Genomic DNA, 17,818 nt, shown 5'->3' with positions numbered 1-17,818 from the left:
GTTGCCGGCGAACTGGCGGACGAGGCCGGGCCGTTCGTCGAAGATGCTTCTCCCCTTGATGGAGACCACAAAGTCCCTGGTGAAATAGTCGGCTCCGCTCGCGAGCGCGGTGGCCTCCTCCGGGGGAAGCCCGGCATCGATGCTCTCCTGGTAAAAGCGGAGCAGGAGATCCTTGCACCGGTTGTCGACCCGCACCTCATCCTCCAGGGTGACCGGGACGAATTCCTGCTTGTCTATCTTCAGCTTCTCGAACTCATCTTCACACAACTCAGCCATTGCTACCCTCTTATATCAAACGTTCTATGTACTATGTACTAGGTTCTATCTTCTATGTTCTACGCTCTACCTTCTTTTCCTATGACTCATCACCCTCTACCAACTCCCCCCCTCCCCACGGGAGAGGGTCGGGGTGAGGGAACTTTCCACGAAGTGGGAGGCTTCCCTCACCCGGCCTTCGGCCACCCTCTCCCGTAGGGCGAGGGGTGAAAGGCGAAGCTCTCCATCTCCCGGGACCGAGGATGGGCTATCTCGCCTTCCTCGGGTCGAGCGCGTCGCGGATCCCCTCCCCTACCAGGTTGTAGGAGAGCACGGTGACCAGGATGGCCAGACCGGGGAACAGCGACAGCCACCAGGCGAACTCGATGAACTCCTTGCCGGAGGTGAGGATGTTGCCCCAGCTCGGCGTCGGCGGCTGCACCCCAAGCCCCAGGTAGGAGAGCGCCGACTCGGTCAGGATCGCCCCCGCCACACCCAGGGTCGCCGACACGAGGACCGGGGAAAGCGCGTTGGGGAGGATGTGCCGGAAGATGATGCGGGCGTCGGAGGCGCCGATGGTCCGGGCTGCCAGCACAAAGTCCCTGCTGTTCAGGGAGAGGACTTCCGCGCGGACCAGGCGCGCCACCCCCGTCCATGAGGTAACGCCGATGATCACCATGATGTACCAGATGGACGGCCGATCCAGCATGGCGATCACCGCCAGAATCAGGAAAAAGGTCGGGAAGCAGAGCACGATGTCGACGGCGCGCATCAGCACGGTATCGGTCCAGCCGGCATAGTACCCGGAAAGGAGCCCAACGATGGTGCCGATCAGGATGGAGATCCCTACAGCCACGAAGCCGACTAGCAAAGAGATGCGGGCTCCGAAAATGACGCGGGTGAGTACGTCGCGCCCCAGGTCGTCGGTGCCGAACCAGTGGCTGGAGGAAGGAGGCAGCAGGACGTGCCAGGCGTCGATGGTATCAGGGTGGTACGGCGTGATGAACGGTGCGGAGAAAGCCAGGATGAAAAGCGCCACGATCACCACAAGTCCTGCCACCGCGAACCGGTTTTCACAGAACCGCCGCCAAAATTCCTGATAGGGTCGGCTCATTTCCGCATTCATAGCATGATTCCCGTATACGCGCCACACGAAATTGGGCGCAGAGTCCACCCCTTCTGGTGAAACTCATAGTGTGGTTTGAGCACCGTCTTCCTGATTTGGGAAAGTTCCGATGCGCCGGCTGCAGTTCCCCCTCCCCCGCCCCTCCCCCTCATCCTAATCTCTCCCGTGCCGGATGCGCGGGTCCGCGAACCCGTAGCAGAGGTCGGCCAAAAGGTTGCCGAGCAGGGTAAGGAAGGCGCCGATCACCAGAATCCCCATCACCAGCGGGTAGTCGCGCGCCATCACACCCTGGTAGAAAAGCTGCCCCATGCCGGGGATGGCGAAGATGGTCTCGAAGATGACGCTGCCGCCGATCAGCCCGGGGAGCGAGAAGCCCAGCAGGGTGATCACGGGAAGGAGCGCGTTCTTCAGGGCGTGTTTGTAGATGACCACCCGCTCGGCTACCCCCTTGGCACGGGCAGTGGTGATGTAGTCCTGTGACAGGATCTCCAGCATGGTCGAGCGCATGTAGCGGGACAACCCGGCGAGGCTGCCGAAGGTGGCGACGCCGACCGGCAGCAGCAGGTGTTTCCCGACATCCAGAAGCCACGGAAAAAAGGAGAGCTTGTCGCTTCCCATGGAGTGGAGCCCGGAGATGGGGAGCCAGTTGTGCTGCACCCCGAAGAAGTACATGCAGAGCAGCGCCAGCCAGAAGGTCGGTATCGCGAAGCCGACGAAGACGAAGACGGAGATGCAGCGGTCGAGCAGGGTGTCGCGGTGGACGGCGGCCAGGATGCCGATCGGGATGGCCAGGCAGAACTCCAGGATGAGGGCGATCACGTTGAGCGACAGGGTCACCGGGATCCTCTCCACGATCTTATCGGTGACCGGACGGTGGTCGGGGGCGAAAGACTTGCCGAAGTCGAAGCGCGCCAGGTGCGAGAGCCAGTTCACGTACTGCACGTGGAGCGGCTTGTTGAGGCCGTAGAACTCACGCAGACGCTCCCGGGTGGCGGCGGAGATCTTCGGGCTCATGGAGACCTGCATCTCCACCGGCTCGCCCGGCGCCAGGTGGATCACCACGAAGGTGATCAGCGTGATGCCGAGCAGCATCGGGAACAAGCCAAGTATGCGCTTTAAAAGATATCTTCCCATCAGTACACCTGCTCCGCCTTCGGCACGTACCACTTGATCATGTTGTAGGAGATCCCCGCCGGGGCGGGCTCGATGCCGTGGAACCTGGAGGAGACCGCCGGCAGTGAGTCGGGGACGTAGAGGAAGGTGTACGGCTGCTCATAGGCGAGGATGTCCTGGATCCTCCAGTAGCAGGCCTTGCGCTTCTCGATGTCGAAGGTGGAACGCCCCTCGTCCAGCAAACGGTCCACCTCGGCGTTCTTGAAGCGGATGAAGTTCAGCTCCTTGGGGCCGGTCTTGGAGGAGTGCCAGACGTCGTAGATGTCGGGATCCTGGTCCACTGTCCAGCCGAGGATCACCGCCTCGAACCTGCCGGTGTCGATGAAGTTGGTGATGAAGGAGGCCCACTCCATGACCCGGATCTTGACGTCGATGCCGACCTTCCTCAGACGCTGCTGGACGATCTGGGCGACCTTCACCCGCTGGTCGTTCTGGTTGGTCAAGATGGTGAAGCTGAAGGGCCTGCCGTCCTTGACCAGGATGCCGTCCTTCCCCATCGCCCAGCCGGCCTCCTTCAAAAGCGCCATCGCGCGCGCCGGATCGTAGACGAAGTCCGTCACCTTCGGCTTGTAGGCCCAGGTCCCGGGCTTGTAGGGGCCGTGGGCGACCTGCCCCATGCCGAACAGCACCCCCTGGATGATCTCCTGCTTGTCGATGGCGCAGGTCATCGCCTGGCGCACCCGGCGGTCCTGGAAGAGCGGCAGGCGCAGGTTGTATCCCAGGTACGCGTAGGAGAAGGAGGGGTAGCGGTACTTGTTGAAGCGGGCCAGGAAGTCGGGGGAATTGGTCTGCCGCTGGTACTGCACCGGCGAAAGCGCCATCTCGTCCACCCCTCCCGACTTGAGCTCCATGTACATGGTGGAGGCGTCGGGGATGATGCGATAGACGTAGCGGGAGACATAGGGGCGCCCTTCCCAGTAGTCCGGATTGCTCTCCAGGGTCAGCTTGGTCCCCGGCACCCACTGCTTGAAGATGTAGGGGCCGGTGCCGATCGGGCTGCGGGAAAGCGGGCTCTTAGTGATGTCCTGTCCCTCCAGAAGATGCGAGGGGAGAACCGACATCCCCCAGGAGGCGAGCGCGGGGGCGTACGGCTTGGCGTAGGTGACCCGGAAGGTGTAGGGGTCGGGAGCCTCGGCACTCTTCACCTGTTTGAAGCTCTCCGAATAAGCGGTGGGGGTCTTGGGATCGATGGTGACCCGATAGGTGTAGAGCACGTCGTGCGAGGTGAAGGGCCTGCCGTCGTGCCATTTGACGCCGTGGCGCAGGTGGAAGGTGATCACCAGCCCGTCCGGGGAGATCTCCCAGGACTGGGCCAGGTCACCCTCGATCTTGAGGTTCTTGTCGTAGCGCACCAGCCCGTTGTAGACCAGGCCGGCGATGTCGAAGGAGGCGGAATCGGAGGCGAGGGTCGGTATCAGGTTGGAGGGCTCGCCGATGCTGCCGGTGACCAGGGCGTCGCCGTAGGCAGGGGGCCCACCCTTGCCGCGCGCCACCTTCTGCGCCGGCGCGTTGCCGCAGCCGGCCATAAGCAGGAGGCAAAGGAGCAGGGTCAGCCAGCGGGCAGGGGTCATTTCTCCCCGCTCTCCTGGCGGCAGCGCCTGATCTTGTCCGCCAGGTCTTTGCGCTCGGGCTCCAGTTTCTGCAGCTTCTTGTAGATGGGGAGCGCCTTCTTGTAGGTGCGGTTGGCGCAGTAGGCGTCCGCCAGGTGCCCCATCACGGTGGTGTCGTCATCGGAGAGCTCCGCCGCCCGCTCCAGCTGGGCGACCGCGTCGTTGTAGCGCTTGAGCTTGTAGTAGATCCAGCCGAGGCTGTCGATGATGAAGCCGTCGTCCGGCTTCAGGGAGACCGCCTTCTTCAGGTAGCCCAGGGCCTCGTCCAGGTTCACCCCCATCTCCGCGTAGGTGTAGCCCAGGTAGTTCAGCACCTGCGGGTCGTCCGGGCTCTTCGCCAGGACCCGCTTCATCTCCGCCACCGACTGGTCCTTCTTCCCCATCTTGTCGTAGAGGACACCCAGCCGGAAGCCGACCCTGGGGTCTTCCTGCAGCGGCTTGTCCAGCGATCTCAGCACGTTGACGCCGTCCTGGTAGCGGTCCATCGACTCGTAGAGCCCGGCCAGGTACAGGGAAGGCTCCGCCTTGCCGGGCTGGCGGCGGATCTCCTCCTTGAGCATGGCGATGCCGCGCTCCGGGTCCCCCTTGTCCTTGTACAGGTAGGCCAGGTGCTCGACCGACTCGAGATAGTAGGCGGAGTCGCGGGGGATCCTGGAGAACTCGGCGATGGCCAGGTCATCTTCCTCCATCTCCTCGTAGGAGTTGGCCAAAAGGAAGCGGACCTGCTGGGCATCAGGCTCGGCCTTCAGGATCTCCTGGAAGGTGGCCACCGCCTCATCGTAGCGCTCCAGCTCGAGCTGCAGCATGCCGACCTTGCGGTAGTTCTCCAGGGAGCTCCCCCCCTGCTTCTGCAGGAGATCCAGCGCCTCCTCGAGCCGCCGCTGCTGGATGTAGAGCTGGGCCAGGTGCTGGACCACGTTGATGTTGGAGGGGTTGATCTGCAAGAGCGTCTTGTAGCTCTCGATGGCGTCGCTGATCAGCCCCTGGGTCTCCTGGGAGATCCCCATCTCGATCAGCGCCTGCTCGAAGTCCGGCTTGAGCTCCACCGCCTTCTTGTAGTAGCTGAGCGCCTCGCGCGGCAGCCGCATCTGGTCGTAGGTCTTGGCCAGATAGTAGTAGCCAAGCGGCGACTCGGGGACCGCCTTGATCAGCGACTTCAGGGTGTTGACCGCCTGCTCGTACTCGAAGCTCTTCAGGTAGAAGATGGCGACGTGCAGGTAGACCTCTTCCTTGCTGGGGTCGAGTTCCATCACCTTCTTGTAGTGGGGAATGGCGTCCTTCTCACGCTGCATGCTGGTCAGGATGTTGCCTGCCAGGTAGTGCGCCTGCACGTTGTTGGGATCACCCTTGATGGCCGCCTCGCACTCGGCCAGCGCCTCCTCGGGATGGTTTTGCTGCAGGTAGATCTGCGCGGCCATGGTGTGCAACTGAGCGGAGTTGGGATCGAGCTGCTGGGCGCGCCTCAACAGGGCGAGGGCCCCGTCCAGGTCACCTTCGCCGGCCTTCAGCCGGGCCTGGGCGTACAGGGAGAGCGAGCGGGCTTCGTGGGAAACAGGCGTGGTGGTAGCGGAAGATCCAACCGAGGCGTGCTCGGTGGCGCATGCGCTGAGAGCGGATACGAACAGAAGGAGCGCGAGACACTTCTTGGTCATGGGATACCTGTGGGAGTTCGGTTAAATGCAGTCACAAAAACCTAAAAAACGCGGCATCCCTACCGGTTTATGCTTCCAGCGGGATGGCGCGAAAGATATATGAAAGCTAACATAAATACCTGGCAGCGTCAAACAACAATTATCACAGGTATCGGTGTTGCAGGGGAGTCCTCTTATGATAGTATTCCTCAAATGAAATCATTATCTTAAGGCAAAGCGATGGTGCGAAGGCTTTTAAAATCGTTACTTAAAGAAAGCGCCTATCCGGAGCCCACGGAAAACGTATCCCTGATAGAGACGCACGTCTCCTTCATCTTCCTCACTGACCAATTCGTATACAAGGTGAAGAAGCCGGTCAACTTCGGCTTCCTCGACTTCACCACCCTGGAGCGCCGCCACTTCTTCTGCCAGGAAGAGGTGAGGCTCAACCGGCGGCTCTGCCCCGACATCTACCTGGGGGTGGTGGAACTGCACGAGACGGAGGCGGGGGCGAGTTTCCGCGCGGGTGGCCGGCTGATCGACTACGCGGTGAAGATGAAGCGGCTGCCGAAGGAGAGGATGCTCGATCATCTGCTGGTGAGTGGCACGGTGGAAGCCGCGACCATGGCCTCTCTCGCCCGTTTCGTGGCCGACTTCCATGCCAAGGCGGCGCGTGGACCCGAGATCGACGCCTGCGGCAGCCTGCCAGCGATCCGTGAGAACTGGGCGGAGAACTTCCGGCAGGCGGAGCCCTTCGTGGGACAGACGATCCGGGCCTGCGACCTCGCCCTGATCCGCTGCTCCGTGGAGCAGTTCCTGTCAGGCCACGGCGAGCTGTTCGGGGAGAGGGTCAGGGACGGCTTCATCCGTGAATGCGACGGCGACCTCCACCCCGGCAACATCTGCCTCACCGACGGCATCTGCATCTTCGACTGCATCGAGTTCAACGAGCGCTTCCGTTACACGGACGTCTGCGCCGACGTTGCCTTCCTGCTGATGGACCTGGAGTTCTCCGGGCACCGCGAGCTCTGCCGTCCCTTCCTGGAGGCCTACCGGCAGGCCGGCGGCGACCCCGGCCCCTCGTCGCTGGTGAACTTCTACCAGGGGTACCGCGCCTTCATCCGCGGCAAGGTTCACAGTTTCAGGCTGCAGGAAGCTGGGGTCCCCCCGGAGGAACTCGCGCGCGCCAAAGAGACGGCGGAGCGCTACTTCAGGCTCGCCCGCGGCTGCGCGCTCAGGGACCGGCTCTCCCCCACCCTCATCCTGACCTGCGGAGCGATGGGGAGCGGCAAGAGCACCCTGGCCCGCGAGCTCGCCTTCCAGCTCGGGCTGCCGCTTGCCCAAAGCGACGCGGTCAGGAAGAAGCTGGCCGGCCCGGCCGCCACCCGTGGCAGCGAGCAGGCCTACGACCAGGGGATCTACGCCCCTTCCTTCAACCAGGCGACCTACGACCAGCTCCTGAAAAAGGCCGCCGCCGCGCTCCGCTCCGGGAGCGGCATGGTGGTGGACGCCACCTTCCGCCGCCGCGGCGACCGCGACCGCTTCCAGAGGCTGGCCAGGGAGGCGGGGGCCGGCTTCGCCGTGCTGGAGACAGCCTGCCCGCCGCAACTGATCAAGGAGCGCCTGGAGAAGCGGGGAAAGGACCCCCACGAGCTCTCCGACGGCAGGTGGGAGCTCTTCCCGCGGCAGCTGGCCGAGTTCGAGCCGACCGCCGCCGGCGAATCGGTCCACATCGACAGCGCTCTCCCCCTGCCCGAGGAAGTCGACCAGGCGTTGAGGGGAATGGGTATACTGCCATGACCAGGGACGACAAGGACACCGCCAAACAGAGGCAACGGCTCAAGGACACCTGGGTGATCTGCTTCGTGCTCGGCTTCATCATGATGAACTACCCGTTCATCTCCATCTTCAACAAGCCCGCCCTCCCCTTCGGGCTGCCCCTGCTCTACCTGTACCTGCTGATCGGCTGGTCGGTCTCCATCGTCATCGTCTACCTCTTCAGCCGCGCGGCGAGTAAGGACAACCGCGGGGAGCGTGGCTGATGCTGACTGTCAACGTGGTGTGGGCAACCGGCTTTTTCTACATCGCGCTACTGTTCCTGGTAGCCTACTACGCGGACCGCCGCCAGCGGCAGGGCAAAAGCATCACCGCCACCCCCCTTGTCTACTCCCTCTCCATCACCGTCTACGCCACCTCCTGGACCTACTACGGCTCGGTGGGGCGGGCCGCCACCACCGGCATCGACTTTCTCCCCATCTACCTGGGGCCGACCCTGACCGCCTTCTCCTGGTGGTTCTTGCTCAAGAAGATCCTGCGCATCTCCAAGGAGAACAACATCACCTCCATCGCCGACTTCCTGAGCTCGCGCTACGGAAGCTCCCAGTGGCTGGGCGGCATGATCACCCTGATCACCCTGATGGGGATCATGCCCTACATAGCCCTGCAGCTGCGCGCGGTCTCCACCTCCTTCACCATCATCACCGGGCTGCGCGACTTTCACCTGGGGCTCATCGAGAACATCGACTTCCCCGCCCCCCACCCGGGGCTCTTCTCGGCGGTGGTGCTCGCCCTCTTCAGCGTGCTGTTCGGTGCGAGGCACCTGGTCTCCGCCGAGCGGCACGAGGGGCTGGTGGCGGCCATCGCGGTGGAGTCGGTGGTGAAGCTTTTCGCGCTCGTCTCGGTGGGGGTGTTCATCACCTACTACCTGTTCGACGGCATGGGGGATCTCTTCTCTCGGCTCGCCCTGAAGGACCCGGCGCTGCTCTCCCGGCTGACCACCCTGGGGGGGACCGGCCACAACTCCTACATCTCCTGGTTCAGCATGCTCGCCCTCTCCATGAGCGCCGTCATGCTGCTGCCGCGCCAGTTCCAGGTCATGGTGCTGGAGAACGCCGACGAGCGGCACCTGAACACGGCCACCTGGCTCTTCCCGGCCTACATGCTGCTCATCAACCTGTTCGTGGTCCCCATCGCGGTGGCGGGGCTGCTGATGACCGGCGGCTCCACCGGCGCCGACTACTTCGTGCTCACCATCCCCATGATGACCGGCAACTCCTGGCTCGCCCTGATCGCCTTCATCGGGGGGTTCTCGGCGGCGGCCGGCATGGTGATGGTGGAGTCGGTGGCGGTCTCCACCATGCTGTTAAACCACGTGCTGATGCCGGTGGTGGTCCGCTTCCGGCCGCGCGCCTGGTTCTCCTTCCTGCTCATCAACCTGAAAAGGGCGGGGATAATCCTGGTCATCTTCCTGGGCTACTGGTACCAGAGCGTGGTGGGGGAGAGCTACATGCTCGCCAACATGGGGCTCATCTCCTTCTCGGCGGCCATCCAGTTTGCGCCGGCCCTGATCGGGGGGCTCTACTGGCCGCGCGGCAACAAGGCGGGGGCACTCACCGGCTTGATCTTGGGCTTCGCCGTCTGGTGCTACACGCTGCTGTACCCCTCGGTGGTGCAGGCGGGGCACTGGCACACCGAGGTCCTCACCTACGGCCCGTTCGGTCTCTCCTTCCTGAGACCACAGGCCCTCTTCGGGCTGACCGGGTTGGACCCCTATACCCACACCCTGTTCTGGAGCATGTTCCTGAACATCCTGGCCTACCTGGCGCTCTCCCTGCTCGGCGGCCAGAGCGAGAAGGAGAAGGAGCAGGTGGACAAGTTCGTGCATGTCTTCCTGCGCGAGGTCGATTACCCGCAGTACGAGACCAAGCGACTCTCCAAGCCGGTCACCATCGTGGAGTTCGTGAACCTGATGTCCAAGTTCATCGGCGAGACGCAGGCCCACCTCGCCATCGCCGACTATCTGGGAGACCGCGAGATCGACGGCACCGGAGGGGTCTCCGAGTTCGAGCTCCCTAACCTGAAGCGCTTCGTGGAGAAGACGCTGGCCGCCTCGCTGGGGGGGGCCGCCGCCGGGGCGGTTGTGGAGAGCTTCCTTTCCGACATCGGCTCCCGCATGGAGTCGGTCTACGACATCTTCTCCACCGTGCGCACCTCGCGCGACCAGAGCCGGGAGGCGCTCTTCGTGAGGCTGAGGGCCTCGGAGATCATGAACCGCTCGCTGGACCTGGACATGATCATGGGCGACCTTTTGAACCTGCTTTTGAAGGAGTTCAAGCTGGACCTCGCGGTGGTCCGGATCCTGAACGCCGACGGCGTGCTGCAGGTCCGCTGCTGGCGCGGCGAAGGGGGGGAGCGGATCACCAGCGAGGACCGGCTCCTGGAGATCGACACCCACGTGGGGGAGGCCTTCCTGGGCAGGCGTACCGAGTTCGTCAACGACACCGCCTACATCACCAAGCCGATCGCCCGGGAGATCGTGCAGCGGGAGGGGATCAAGTCGTTCGCCCACATCCCGATCGCCAGCGCCGGGGCACCGCCGGTCGGCGTCCTCTCGGTCTTCTCCCGCTCGATCATCGGTCTTTTCACCGAGCAGTTCGTGGAGCTTCTGGAGAGCCTGGCCGGACAGCTCGCCCAGGCGGTGGGGATCGTCACCGAGCGCGAGGCGCGCGAGCAGGAGCGCCAGCAGAAAGAGGCGGCCCAGCTGGAGAACGCCCGGGTCACCCGCGACCTGGAGCTCGCCAAGCAGATCCAGCTCTCCCTGCTGCCACCCGCGCCCCCCAAGGTGCTGGGGACCCGCATCGCCTGCCGCTGCATCCCCGCCACCCACGTGGGAGGGGACTACTACGACTTCTTCCCCAGCGGCGAGGGGACCGTCGACCTGGTGATGGCCGACGTCTCCGGCCACAGTGTGGGAGCGGCGCTCATCATGGTGGAGACCAGGAGCGTGCTCCGGGCGCAGATGCAGTCTCCCCGCCCGCCCAGGGAGATCCTCGAGGTGCTGAACGCCCTGCTCTACGAGGACCTGACCCGCGCCGAGCTCTTCATCACCATGTTCTGGGGGAAATACGACGGGGAAAGCCGCAGCTTCAGCTTCGCCAATGCCGGGCACACCCGACCGCTCCTCTTCCACGGCGACGGCTGGCAGGAGTTGGACGCCGACGGGCTGATCCTGGGGGTGGAGCCGCAGGTGGAGTTCGAGGCGAAGACTATCCAGCTGGCGGCGGGGGACCTGCTCTTCCTCTACACCGACGGCATCATCGAGGCGGAGGGGGAAACCGGGGAAGCCTTCGGCGTGGAAAGGCTGGCGGCGCTTTTGACCCGCCTGCGGGGGGGGGAACCGGCCGAGATGATCGACGCGGTGATGGCGGAGGTGAAGGCGTTCTCGGCTCCCGCACCGCTGCAGGACGACGTCTCCATGGTGGTGGTGCAGATCGACTGAGCGCCGGGGAAGATCCGGCAAGCCGCCGTGGCCGGGAAAGATGAAGCCGGCCTTGCTAAATGTCCCTGCTTATTGCACAATTGTACTTAAAGCGCGGCTTGGCCGTACTAATGTTGGCATTGGACCGCTGCTTCAGGTACCAAAACTGTTATTTGGCTCACAAAGGAGAAGGCCATGAACCTGGTGAACGAGACGAGGAACGACGTGGTTATCCTATATGTGAAAGAGGAGCGGCTGGATGCCCATAATTCCGCGGAATTGAAGAGTGCGGTTCAGAAGCTTTTCGAGGACGGCAAGAAGAACGTGCTGGTCGATCTGAAGGATGTCAGGTTCATCGACAGCTCGGGGCTGGGAGCCTTGGTCTCCGGCTTCAAAAACGCCATCTCGCACCAGGGAAACCTCAAGCTATCTTCGCTGCAGTCGCAGGTAAAGTCGATGTTCGAGCTGACCCGCCTGCACCGGGTGTTCGAGATTTTCCCCTCCAGCATGGAAGCCATTGAGAACTTCCAGTAAAAAAGCGAGGCGCCAGATGGGAGCGAACAGCATCGAGGTCGATATCAAGGTCCCCAACAAGACCCGCTACCTGAGCCTGATCGGCAGGATCGGGGAGGATATCGCACGCGAGCTGGAGCGCTACAGCGGCGACAAGGAGACGCTCGCCTACCACCTGAACCTGGTACTCACCGAAGCGATGGTGAACGCCATCAAGCACGCCGGCCGCAAGGAGCCCGAAAAGCTGGTCCGCATCGTGATCAGCCTGCACGCAGACGACCTCACCATCAAGGTCTACGATGACGGGCAGGGGTTCGACATCAATTCCATCCCGCCCCCCAACTTCGATGAACTGGAGGACCGGGGGCGCGGCATCTTCCTGATCCGGGCCCTGATGGACTCGGTCACCTACCACAAGAACTGCCGGGAGAACATCCTCGAGATGAAGAAGAAGCTTTCCTAAAGCTGTCGCGCCCCCCGCCGATAGCGGTGGATCGCCATCCCCGCCCCCAGCAGGAACATCGGAAAACTCAAAAGCTGCCCCATCGAGAAGATCCCCAGCAGATAGCCGATCTGCGCGTCCGGCTCCCTGACGAACTCGACCAGGAAGCGGAACAGCCCGTACAGCGCGATGAAGGACCAGAAGACCACCCCGTCGGCCTTCGCTTTCCTGCCGATCAGGTAGAGGATGCCGAACATGACCGGGCCTTCCAGGAAGGCCTCGTAGAGCTGCGAGGGGTGGCGCGGCAGATCCCCTCCCCCCGGAAAGACCATCCCCCACGGCACGTCAGTGACCCGCCCGTACAGCTCTCCGTTGATGAAGTTGCCGATCCGCCCCAGCATCAGCCCGACCGGCGCCGCTGAGAAGCCGATGTCGGCCAGCTGGTAAAAGCTGATGTCGCGGTTCCTGATGAAGTAGAGGGCTGCCAGGATGGCGCCGGTACAGCCGCCGTGAAAGGACATCCCCCCTTCCCAGACCGCGAAGACCTTCAGGGGATGCTCCAGGTAGTAGGAAAGGTTGTAAAAGAGGACGTAGCCCAGGCGGCCGCCCAAGATGACTCCCACCGCCAGGCTGAAGATCAGGTCGGCCACGCCGTCGCGGTCCAGGGGAAGCCCTTTCTTCTTGGCCCCGTTGTAGATCAGGAAGTAGCCGGCCAGAAAACCGAAGATGTACATGAGCCCGTACCAGCGAAACTCCAGCGGACCCAGTTTCAAAAAGACGGGATTCATGTGGGGATAGGTAAGCATTTAATGAAACTCCCGGGGGGATTTTTTGGGACCTAACCTACCAGCAAACGAGAGGGGTGTCAATCGCCCTCACCCCGCCCCCCGTCCCTCCAGACTCTTCCACCACCGCCTGCCCAGGTTGACATCGGGCCGGCCGGCTATACAAGTATTAGATGCATTTAACCACACTACTTCCCACCACTCGTTAACCTACCCTCCCCCACCTGATCGTTTCGGGGTGCTCATGGGCATCGTGAAGAACGAGATCTTCCTGAGCTCGGTACTCGGCAAGACGGTGATCACCTCCCAGGGGCGCGAGATCGGCACCCTCAACGACCTGGTCATGGTCCCCGGCCCGCAGCTCCCGGAGGTGTCCCACCTGCTGGTGAAAGGGGAGCGCCACCTCCTGAGCGTGCCGTGGCAGCGGGTGGACCTCTTCAACCGCTACGTCATCTCGGTGAACGGCGGCCTGAAAAGCCTCCCCGCCTACCGCAACCCGCCCGGGGACATCCTTCTACGCAGGGACATCCTGGACCGCCAGATCGTGGACGTGAACGGCGCCAAGGTAGTGCGGGTGAACGACCTGAAACTGGGGAGCCTGCAGAAGAGGCTCTGCCTCTTCTTCGCCGACGTCGGCTTCCGGGGGCTTCTACGGCGGATGGGATGGGAGCCGTTCGCGGAGAAGGTGGCCGCCCTGCTGGGCCGCGAGCTCCCGCAGTCTCACATCAGCTGGGAGTACGTGCAGCTATTGGAGGCGAACCTCTACCGGCTGACCCTTACCGTGGCGCGCGACCAGCTGAAGGAGATCCATCCGGCCGACCTGGCGGGAATATTGAGCAGCATCCCCTCTGTCAGCATACGCGCGCTTCTGGACGCCCTGGACACCGGGACTGCCGGCGAGGCCATCCACGAGTTGCAGCCAGAACTGAGAAGCCGGGTGATCGACCAGTTGGAAACGGACCAGGCCTGCGCCATCCTGGAGAATATGGATCCTGACGAGGCGGCTGACGTGTTGGGGGGGCTGCCCGTGCAGAGAGCCCAGGAGCTTTTGGGGCTGATGGGGGAGAAGGAAGCGGAGCGGCTCCAGGAACTGTTGGAACACAAGGAGGACACCGCCGGAGGGTTGATGAACAGCCAGTTTCTCTCCGTGGAGGGGGAGCTGTCGGCGGAAGAGGCGCTGGCACTGGTTCGTGCCAAGGCCGCCATGACGGACACCATCTACTACCTGTACGTACTGGATGGGCAGGGTCACCTGGCGGGGGTGGTGAGTCTCAAAGACCTCTTGATCCAGCCCCCCGCGACGCCGGTTTCCCATTTCATGAGGAGCGACGTGAAGAGCGTTCATGTGGCTTCCACGGCTTACGAGGTGCTGGAGGTGGTGGCGAAGTACAACTTCGTGGCGGTGCCGGTCTTGGACCAGGAAGAAAAGATGGCGGGGATCATCACGGTGGACGACGTGTTGGAACTGTTCATCCCGGGATCGCTGCGACGCAAGCGGCACCGGCAGTAAAGGGTGATTAGTCTTTCCCCTCGCCCCTTCAGGGGAGAGGGTGGTCTCAGGCCGGGTGAGGGCTGCCAGGACCAGCAGGAAAGTGTAGAACACACGGCTTGCCTTGCACAGTCACAAGCAGTCCCCCCTGTCCCCCCTTTATCAAGGGGGGAACGTAGTAGCCAGACATCATCGCCAATTTACATGGAGGACGCGAGGGGGGCTGGCACCTTGGAGCCAGCCCCCTTCACGACTTTACTTCCTGAATTCCGGCGGCACCCCGGCGCGGTTGGCGGTTGCCTGCAGCGCGTCCAGCTTCTGGCGGGCTTCCTGGAGCCGGACCTCGGTGTGCTTGATGGTGTTCTGAACGGCGAGATACTCCGAGCGGGACATCTTGGAGGTGTCGTTCATCCGTCCCTGCAGGGTGGCAAGTTCCGTTTCGGTCTGCTGCACCTCGTAGTTGGCATTGCGGAAGGCTGTCCGCCAGGCAGCTTCGTCTTTGCCACCGTAGAGCTTTTTGGGCTTGTCGCCCTCATCCCCCTTGGGCTCAGCTTTGGCAGCGCCCTTGGCCGGTTCGTTGCTGATGGTGACCTCGGGAGCGCTCTCGTCACCGCCCACCACCTTGGCTTTCTTGCGGTACTTCTTGGGAATGGAGCCCAGGTCCTCCGTGAAATGCACCGTCCCCTGCTGATCGGTCCATTCGTACGTCTCCGCCAGCACCGGCAACGCGTAAAGCAGGATCAACGCCACGATCAATTTCTTCATTCAGAACTCCTCGAGAAAACCCTTGTCATCCGTTCGCCCTGGTCATTCGCTATTACCCCGGAGGCCAGGTGAGCCTGCGTCCGGCAAGCAGATGGAAGTGGATGTGGAACACCGACTGGCCGGCGCCGTGGTTGGTATTGTTGACCAGCCGGAAGCCATCCTCCGCCACCCCTCGCTCGCGCGCAAGCTGAGCGGCCACGCGATGCACGGCACCGATCACCTGGTCCGTGTCGGGCGTCAGGTCGAGCGTGTTGGCCAGGTGCTGTTTCGGGATGATCAGGATGTGCAGCGGCGCCACCGGGTTGATATCCTCGATGGCGAACAGCGCATCGTCCTCGTACACCTTTTTTACCGGAATGGCGCCACTCGCCATCTTGCAGAAAAGACAATCCGACATAACCCCTCCCTTCAATTTCGCTTGCGGCCCGACCGATTCACGGTACGCCGGCGACTATATTCCGTCAAGCGGCCTTTCAATCCACACCTTTTTGCGAAGGTGGATCAGAAATTCCTTGTTCCCCTTGGGCCCGAGGATCGGAGATTCACATACCCCCAGCACCAGTAACCCCAAACTTTCCGAAAGGGCGGTGACCGAAGCCACCACCTCCTGGTGCTTCTTCTCGTCGCGCACAACCCCGCCCTTCCCAACCTGCCCGCGCCCCACCTCGAACTGCGGCTTGATCAGGGCGACCACGGTGCCGTCATCCTTGATCAGCCGGAGCGTGGGGGGAAGCACCTTGTCGAGCGAGATGAAGGAGGCATCGATCACTGCCAGGTCGGGCACCTCCGGAAGCCCCTCCGGCTCCAGGTAGCGGATGTTGGTCTTCTCCAGATTCAGCACCCTCGGGTCCTCGCGCAGCTTCCAGGCGAGTTGGCCGTAACCGACATCGACCGCGATCACCCGTCGCGCGCCCCGCTGCAGCAGGCAGTCGGTGAAGCCTCCGGTCGAGGCGCCCACGTCCACCGCGCAGAGCCCGGTCACGTCGAGGCCGAACTCATCGAGCCCCTTGGCGAGCTTGAGGCCGCCGCGGCTCACGTAGGGAAGCGGCTCACCCTTCAGGCGGATCTCCGCGGTCACCTCCACCATCAGCCCGGCCTTGTCCGCCAGATGATCGTCGACCACCACCTGCCCGGCCATGATCAGCGCCTTCGCCCTCTCGCGCGAGGGAGCCAGCCCCCGATCGAGGACCAGCTTATCGAGTCTTTCTTTTGCCAACCTTTACCCCATCATCACCCGCCTTCGCCTAAAGGCTACGGCGGGCAAGCTCCTGCCCCCTCCCTTGGAAGGTGGGGCCGAAATAACGTGACCCTTTCTGATCGGTAACCATCTTCCGCACCACGTCCCCCCCTTGATACAGGGGGGACAGGGGGGATTGCTTCTTATTTTCACATTCAACAAACCGCCAACCGTCCCCTCTCCCCGCGGCAGAGGGTTAGAGTGAGGGAACTGTCCACGAAGATCGAGGCTTCCCTCACCCCTGCCCTCTCCCGCTGGGCGAGGGAGAGTTGGCAGAGGGTGGATAGATTACTGGAAATACCTTTCTTCCTCAATACAACCCGTGCAGCGGACCACCGGGGGCGGCAAGCTCGTCGACCCTTCTCTCCACGGCCGGGTCCTCGATCAGGGGCGGCGCGTGGTGCGGCTTCACCCGCGCGTCGATGATGAGCGGCCCCTTGCAGCCCCACTGTTTGCAGGAGGTGAAGGAGTCCACTCCGTAGATGTCGGCGGCCGGGTCGGAACGGGTGAAGGTCACCCAGAGGAAGTTGTTGAGCGAGGCGGCGGCGAAACTGCTGTCATCACAGACCACGATGAGCGGCATCGATTCCAGCCCCGGCACCCCTTGCAGGCAGTCGCAGAGGCTCTCCATCCGGGCATCCTGCTCCCCTTTCCGGATATTGCAGGACGGCCCCTGGACCGCGAGCACGCCCGGCAGGCAGAGTGCTGGGGCCGAGAACCCCTCCGGCAGGCGCAGGGCGGCCGGCAGCTCCGTGGCCAGCTTCCGGCGCTTGTCCCCCAGGGCGGCGAACACCACCTTGGAGCCGCTGTTCAGGGCACCGCCCGAATAGTCGAGGGTGTCCATGGTGGTAGCGGTCTGGAAATGGAGGTCGCGGCGGAAGTCGATCCGCTCCAGCAGGTGGGCCAGGAAGGCAGGGATATCGTGGACATCCAGCTGCGGCGCATCCTCGTGGCTGGTGATCATCAGGTACTTGGCCAGCGAGAGCTGCCCCTGGCCGAGGATCGCGTTGGCGATGGTCAAAAGCTCCTGGGGCGTCTGGCGGTCGCCGTACGGGACGTAGCGCTCGCTGCCGATGGCGAGCAGAAGCGGATGGACGCCGGCCGCGTCGACGGCATGGACCGCCTTCACCCCCGGGATCACCGTCGGGATGAGCGGGCCGGTAAGCTCATGAATGAAGGCGCCGAACGAGGTATCCTCCTGCGGCGGCCGTCCGACCGTGGTGAACGGCCAGATGGCGTTCTCGCGATGGAATACCTCCTCGACTTGGAGCACCGGGAAGTCATGGGCGAGGCTGTAATAGCCGATGTGGTCGCCAAAGGGCCCTTCCGGCAAGGTTTTGCCAGGATCGATGGTGCCGGTGATGCAGAAATCGGCCTGGGCCGGCATCGGCAGGCAGCCAGCCCGCTCCACCATCTCGATCCGGTGTCCGGCAAGAAGGCCTGCGAACGATATCTCCGGCATTCCTTCGGGAAGCGGCATGACGGCGGCGACCGTCATGGAAGGCACCCCTCCCACGAAGATGCTGACCCGGAAC

At 63.2% G+C, this 17,818-nt stretch carries 15 protein-coding genes and 1 pseudogene; 6 read left to right on the top strand and 10 right to left on the bottom strand.

Features of this window, described 5'->3' with window-relative positions; all coding sequences use genetic code 11:
• The 5 genes and pseudogenes from VJ604_RS09870 to VJ604_RS09850 form a co-directional block, all read right to left on the bottom strand.
• Positions 1 to 276 (bottom strand): annotated as a pseudogene (locus tag VJ604_RS09870) (hypothetical protein); the annotation flags it as partial.
• A 247-nt stretch (positions 277 to 523) separates the two neighbouring features.
• Positions 524 to 1,369: an oligopeptide ABC transporter permease gene (opp4C, locus tag VJ604_RS09865; protein ID WP_324082069.1), complete on the bottom strand. Its 846-nt coding sequence runs from the start codon at positions 1,367 to 1,369 to the stop codon at positions 524 to 526.
• Between the two features lie 165 nt (positions 1,370 to 1,534).
• Positions 1,535 to 2,515 carry an ABC transporter permease gene (locus VJ604_RS09860; protein WP_324082067.1) on the bottom strand — a complete coding sequence of 327 codons (981 nt, stop codon included), beginning with the start codon at positions 2,513 to 2,515 and terminating at the stop codon, positions 1,535 to 1,537.
• Entirely contained in the window at positions 2,515 to 4,125 is a 1,611-nt protein-coding gene (locus tag VJ604_RS09855; RefSeq protein WP_324082065.1) for a peptide-binding protein, read from the bottom strand. Before VJ604_RS09855 ends, VJ604_RS09860 begins: the two co-directional genes overlap by 1 nt.
• On the bottom strand, positions 4,122 to 5,816 hold the full coding sequence (locus VJ604_RS09850; RefSeq protein ID WP_324082063.1) for a tetratricopeptide repeat protein: 1,695 nt from the start codon (positions 5,814 to 5,816) through the stop codon (positions 4,122 to 4,124). Before VJ604_RS09850 ends, VJ604_RS09855 begins: the two co-directional genes overlap by 4 nt.
• Positions 5,817 to 6,035: 219 nt before the next feature.
• Here VJ604_RS09850 and VJ604_RS09845 point away from each other — a divergent pair, with 219 nt between their 5' ends.
• The 5 genes from VJ604_RS09845 (at position 6,036) to VJ604_RS09825 (ending at position 12,028) form a co-directional block, all read left to right on the top strand.
• Positions 6,036 to 7,595, top strand: coding sequence for a bifunctional aminoglycoside phosphotransferase/ATP-binding protein (locus VJ604_RS09845; protein ID WP_324082061.1), 1,560 nt, complete (start codon positions 6,036 to 6,038; stop codon positions 7,593 to 7,595).
• Complete coding sequence (locus VJ604_RS09840; protein WP_324082059.1) at positions 7,592 to 7,837, top strand: hypothetical protein; 246 nt, start codon at positions 7,592 to 7,594, stop codon at positions 7,835 to 7,837. Before VJ604_RS09845 ends, VJ604_RS09840 begins: the two co-directional genes overlap by 4 nt.
• On the top strand, positions 7,837 to 11,073 hold the full coding sequence (locus VJ604_RS09835) for a sodium:solute symporter family transporter (RefSeq protein ID WP_324082057.1): 3,237 nt from the start codon (positions 7,837 to 7,839) through the stop codon (positions 11,071 to 11,073). The genes VJ604_RS09840 and VJ604_RS09835 overlap by 1 nt, the downstream gene beginning before the upstream one ends.
• Positions 11,074 to 11,247: 174 nt before the next feature.
• Entirely contained in the window at positions 11,248 to 11,586 is a 339-nt protein-coding gene (locus tag VJ604_RS09830; protein WP_324082055.1) for an STAS domain-containing protein, read from the top strand.
• A 16-nt stretch (positions 11,587 to 11,602) separates the two neighbouring features.
• Positions 11,603 to 12,028 (top strand): ATP-binding protein, encoded by a 426-nt coding sequence (locus VJ604_RS09825; protein WP_324082052.1) that lies wholly within the window; start codon positions 11,603 to 11,605, stop codon positions 12,026 to 12,028.
• On the opposite strand, the gene lgt is transcribed toward VJ604_RS09825, so the two are convergent.
• Complete coding sequence (lgt, locus tag VJ604_RS09820; RefSeq protein WP_324082050.1) at positions 12,025 to 12,813, bottom strand: prolipoprotein diacylglyceryl transferase; 789 nt, start codon at positions 12,811 to 12,813, stop codon at positions 12,025 to 12,027. The two genes, VJ604_RS09825 and lgt, sit on opposite strands and share 4 nt — an antisense overlap.
• 223 nt (positions 12,814 to 13,036) lie before the next feature.
• Here lgt and VJ604_RS09815 point away from each other — a divergent pair, with 223 nt between their 5' ends.
• Complete coding sequence (locus tag VJ604_RS09815; RefSeq protein WP_324082047.1) at positions 13,037 to 14,302, top strand: magnesium transporter; 1,266 nt, start codon at positions 13,037 to 13,039, stop codon at positions 14,300 to 14,302.
• A gap of 234 nt (positions 14,303 to 14,536) precedes the next feature.
• Here VJ604_RS09815 and VJ604_RS09810 read toward each other — a convergent pair whose 3' ends face one another.
• The 4 genes from VJ604_RS09810 to VJ604_RS09795 form a co-directional block, all read right to left on the bottom strand.
• Positions 14,537 to 15,046 (bottom strand): DUF4124 domain-containing protein, encoded by a 510-nt coding sequence (locus VJ604_RS09810; protein WP_324082045.1) that lies wholly within the window; start codon positions 15,044 to 15,046, stop codon positions 14,537 to 14,539.
• A 52-nt stretch (positions 15,047 to 15,098) separates the two neighbouring features.
• Positions 15,099 to 15,443 (bottom strand): histidine triad nucleotide-binding protein, encoded by a 345-nt coding sequence (locus VJ604_RS09805; protein WP_324082043.1) that lies wholly within the window; start codon positions 15,441 to 15,443, stop codon positions 15,099 to 15,101.
• A gap of 54 nt (positions 15,444 to 15,497) precedes the next feature.
• Positions 15,498 to 16,262: a TlyA family RNA methyltransferase gene (locus VJ604_RS09800; RefSeq protein WP_324082041.1), complete on the bottom strand. Its 765-nt coding sequence runs from the start codon at positions 16,260 to 16,262 to the stop codon at positions 15,498 to 15,500.
• Between the two features lie 331 nt (positions 16,263 to 16,593).
• Positions 16,594 to 17,818, bottom strand: a 1,225-nt coding sequence (locus VJ604_RS09795; RefSeq protein WP_324082039.1) for a UbiD family decarboxylase, incomplete at its 5' end; no start/stop codon positions are given.

The organism is Geomonas sp. (assembly GCF_035254065.1).
Lineage (GTDB): Bacteria > Desulfobacterota > Desulfuromonadia > Geobacterales > Geobacteraceae > Geomonas.
Note: the sequence above shows the minus strand (reverse complement) of the source record. Positions and strands in the feature narration are given on the sequence as shown.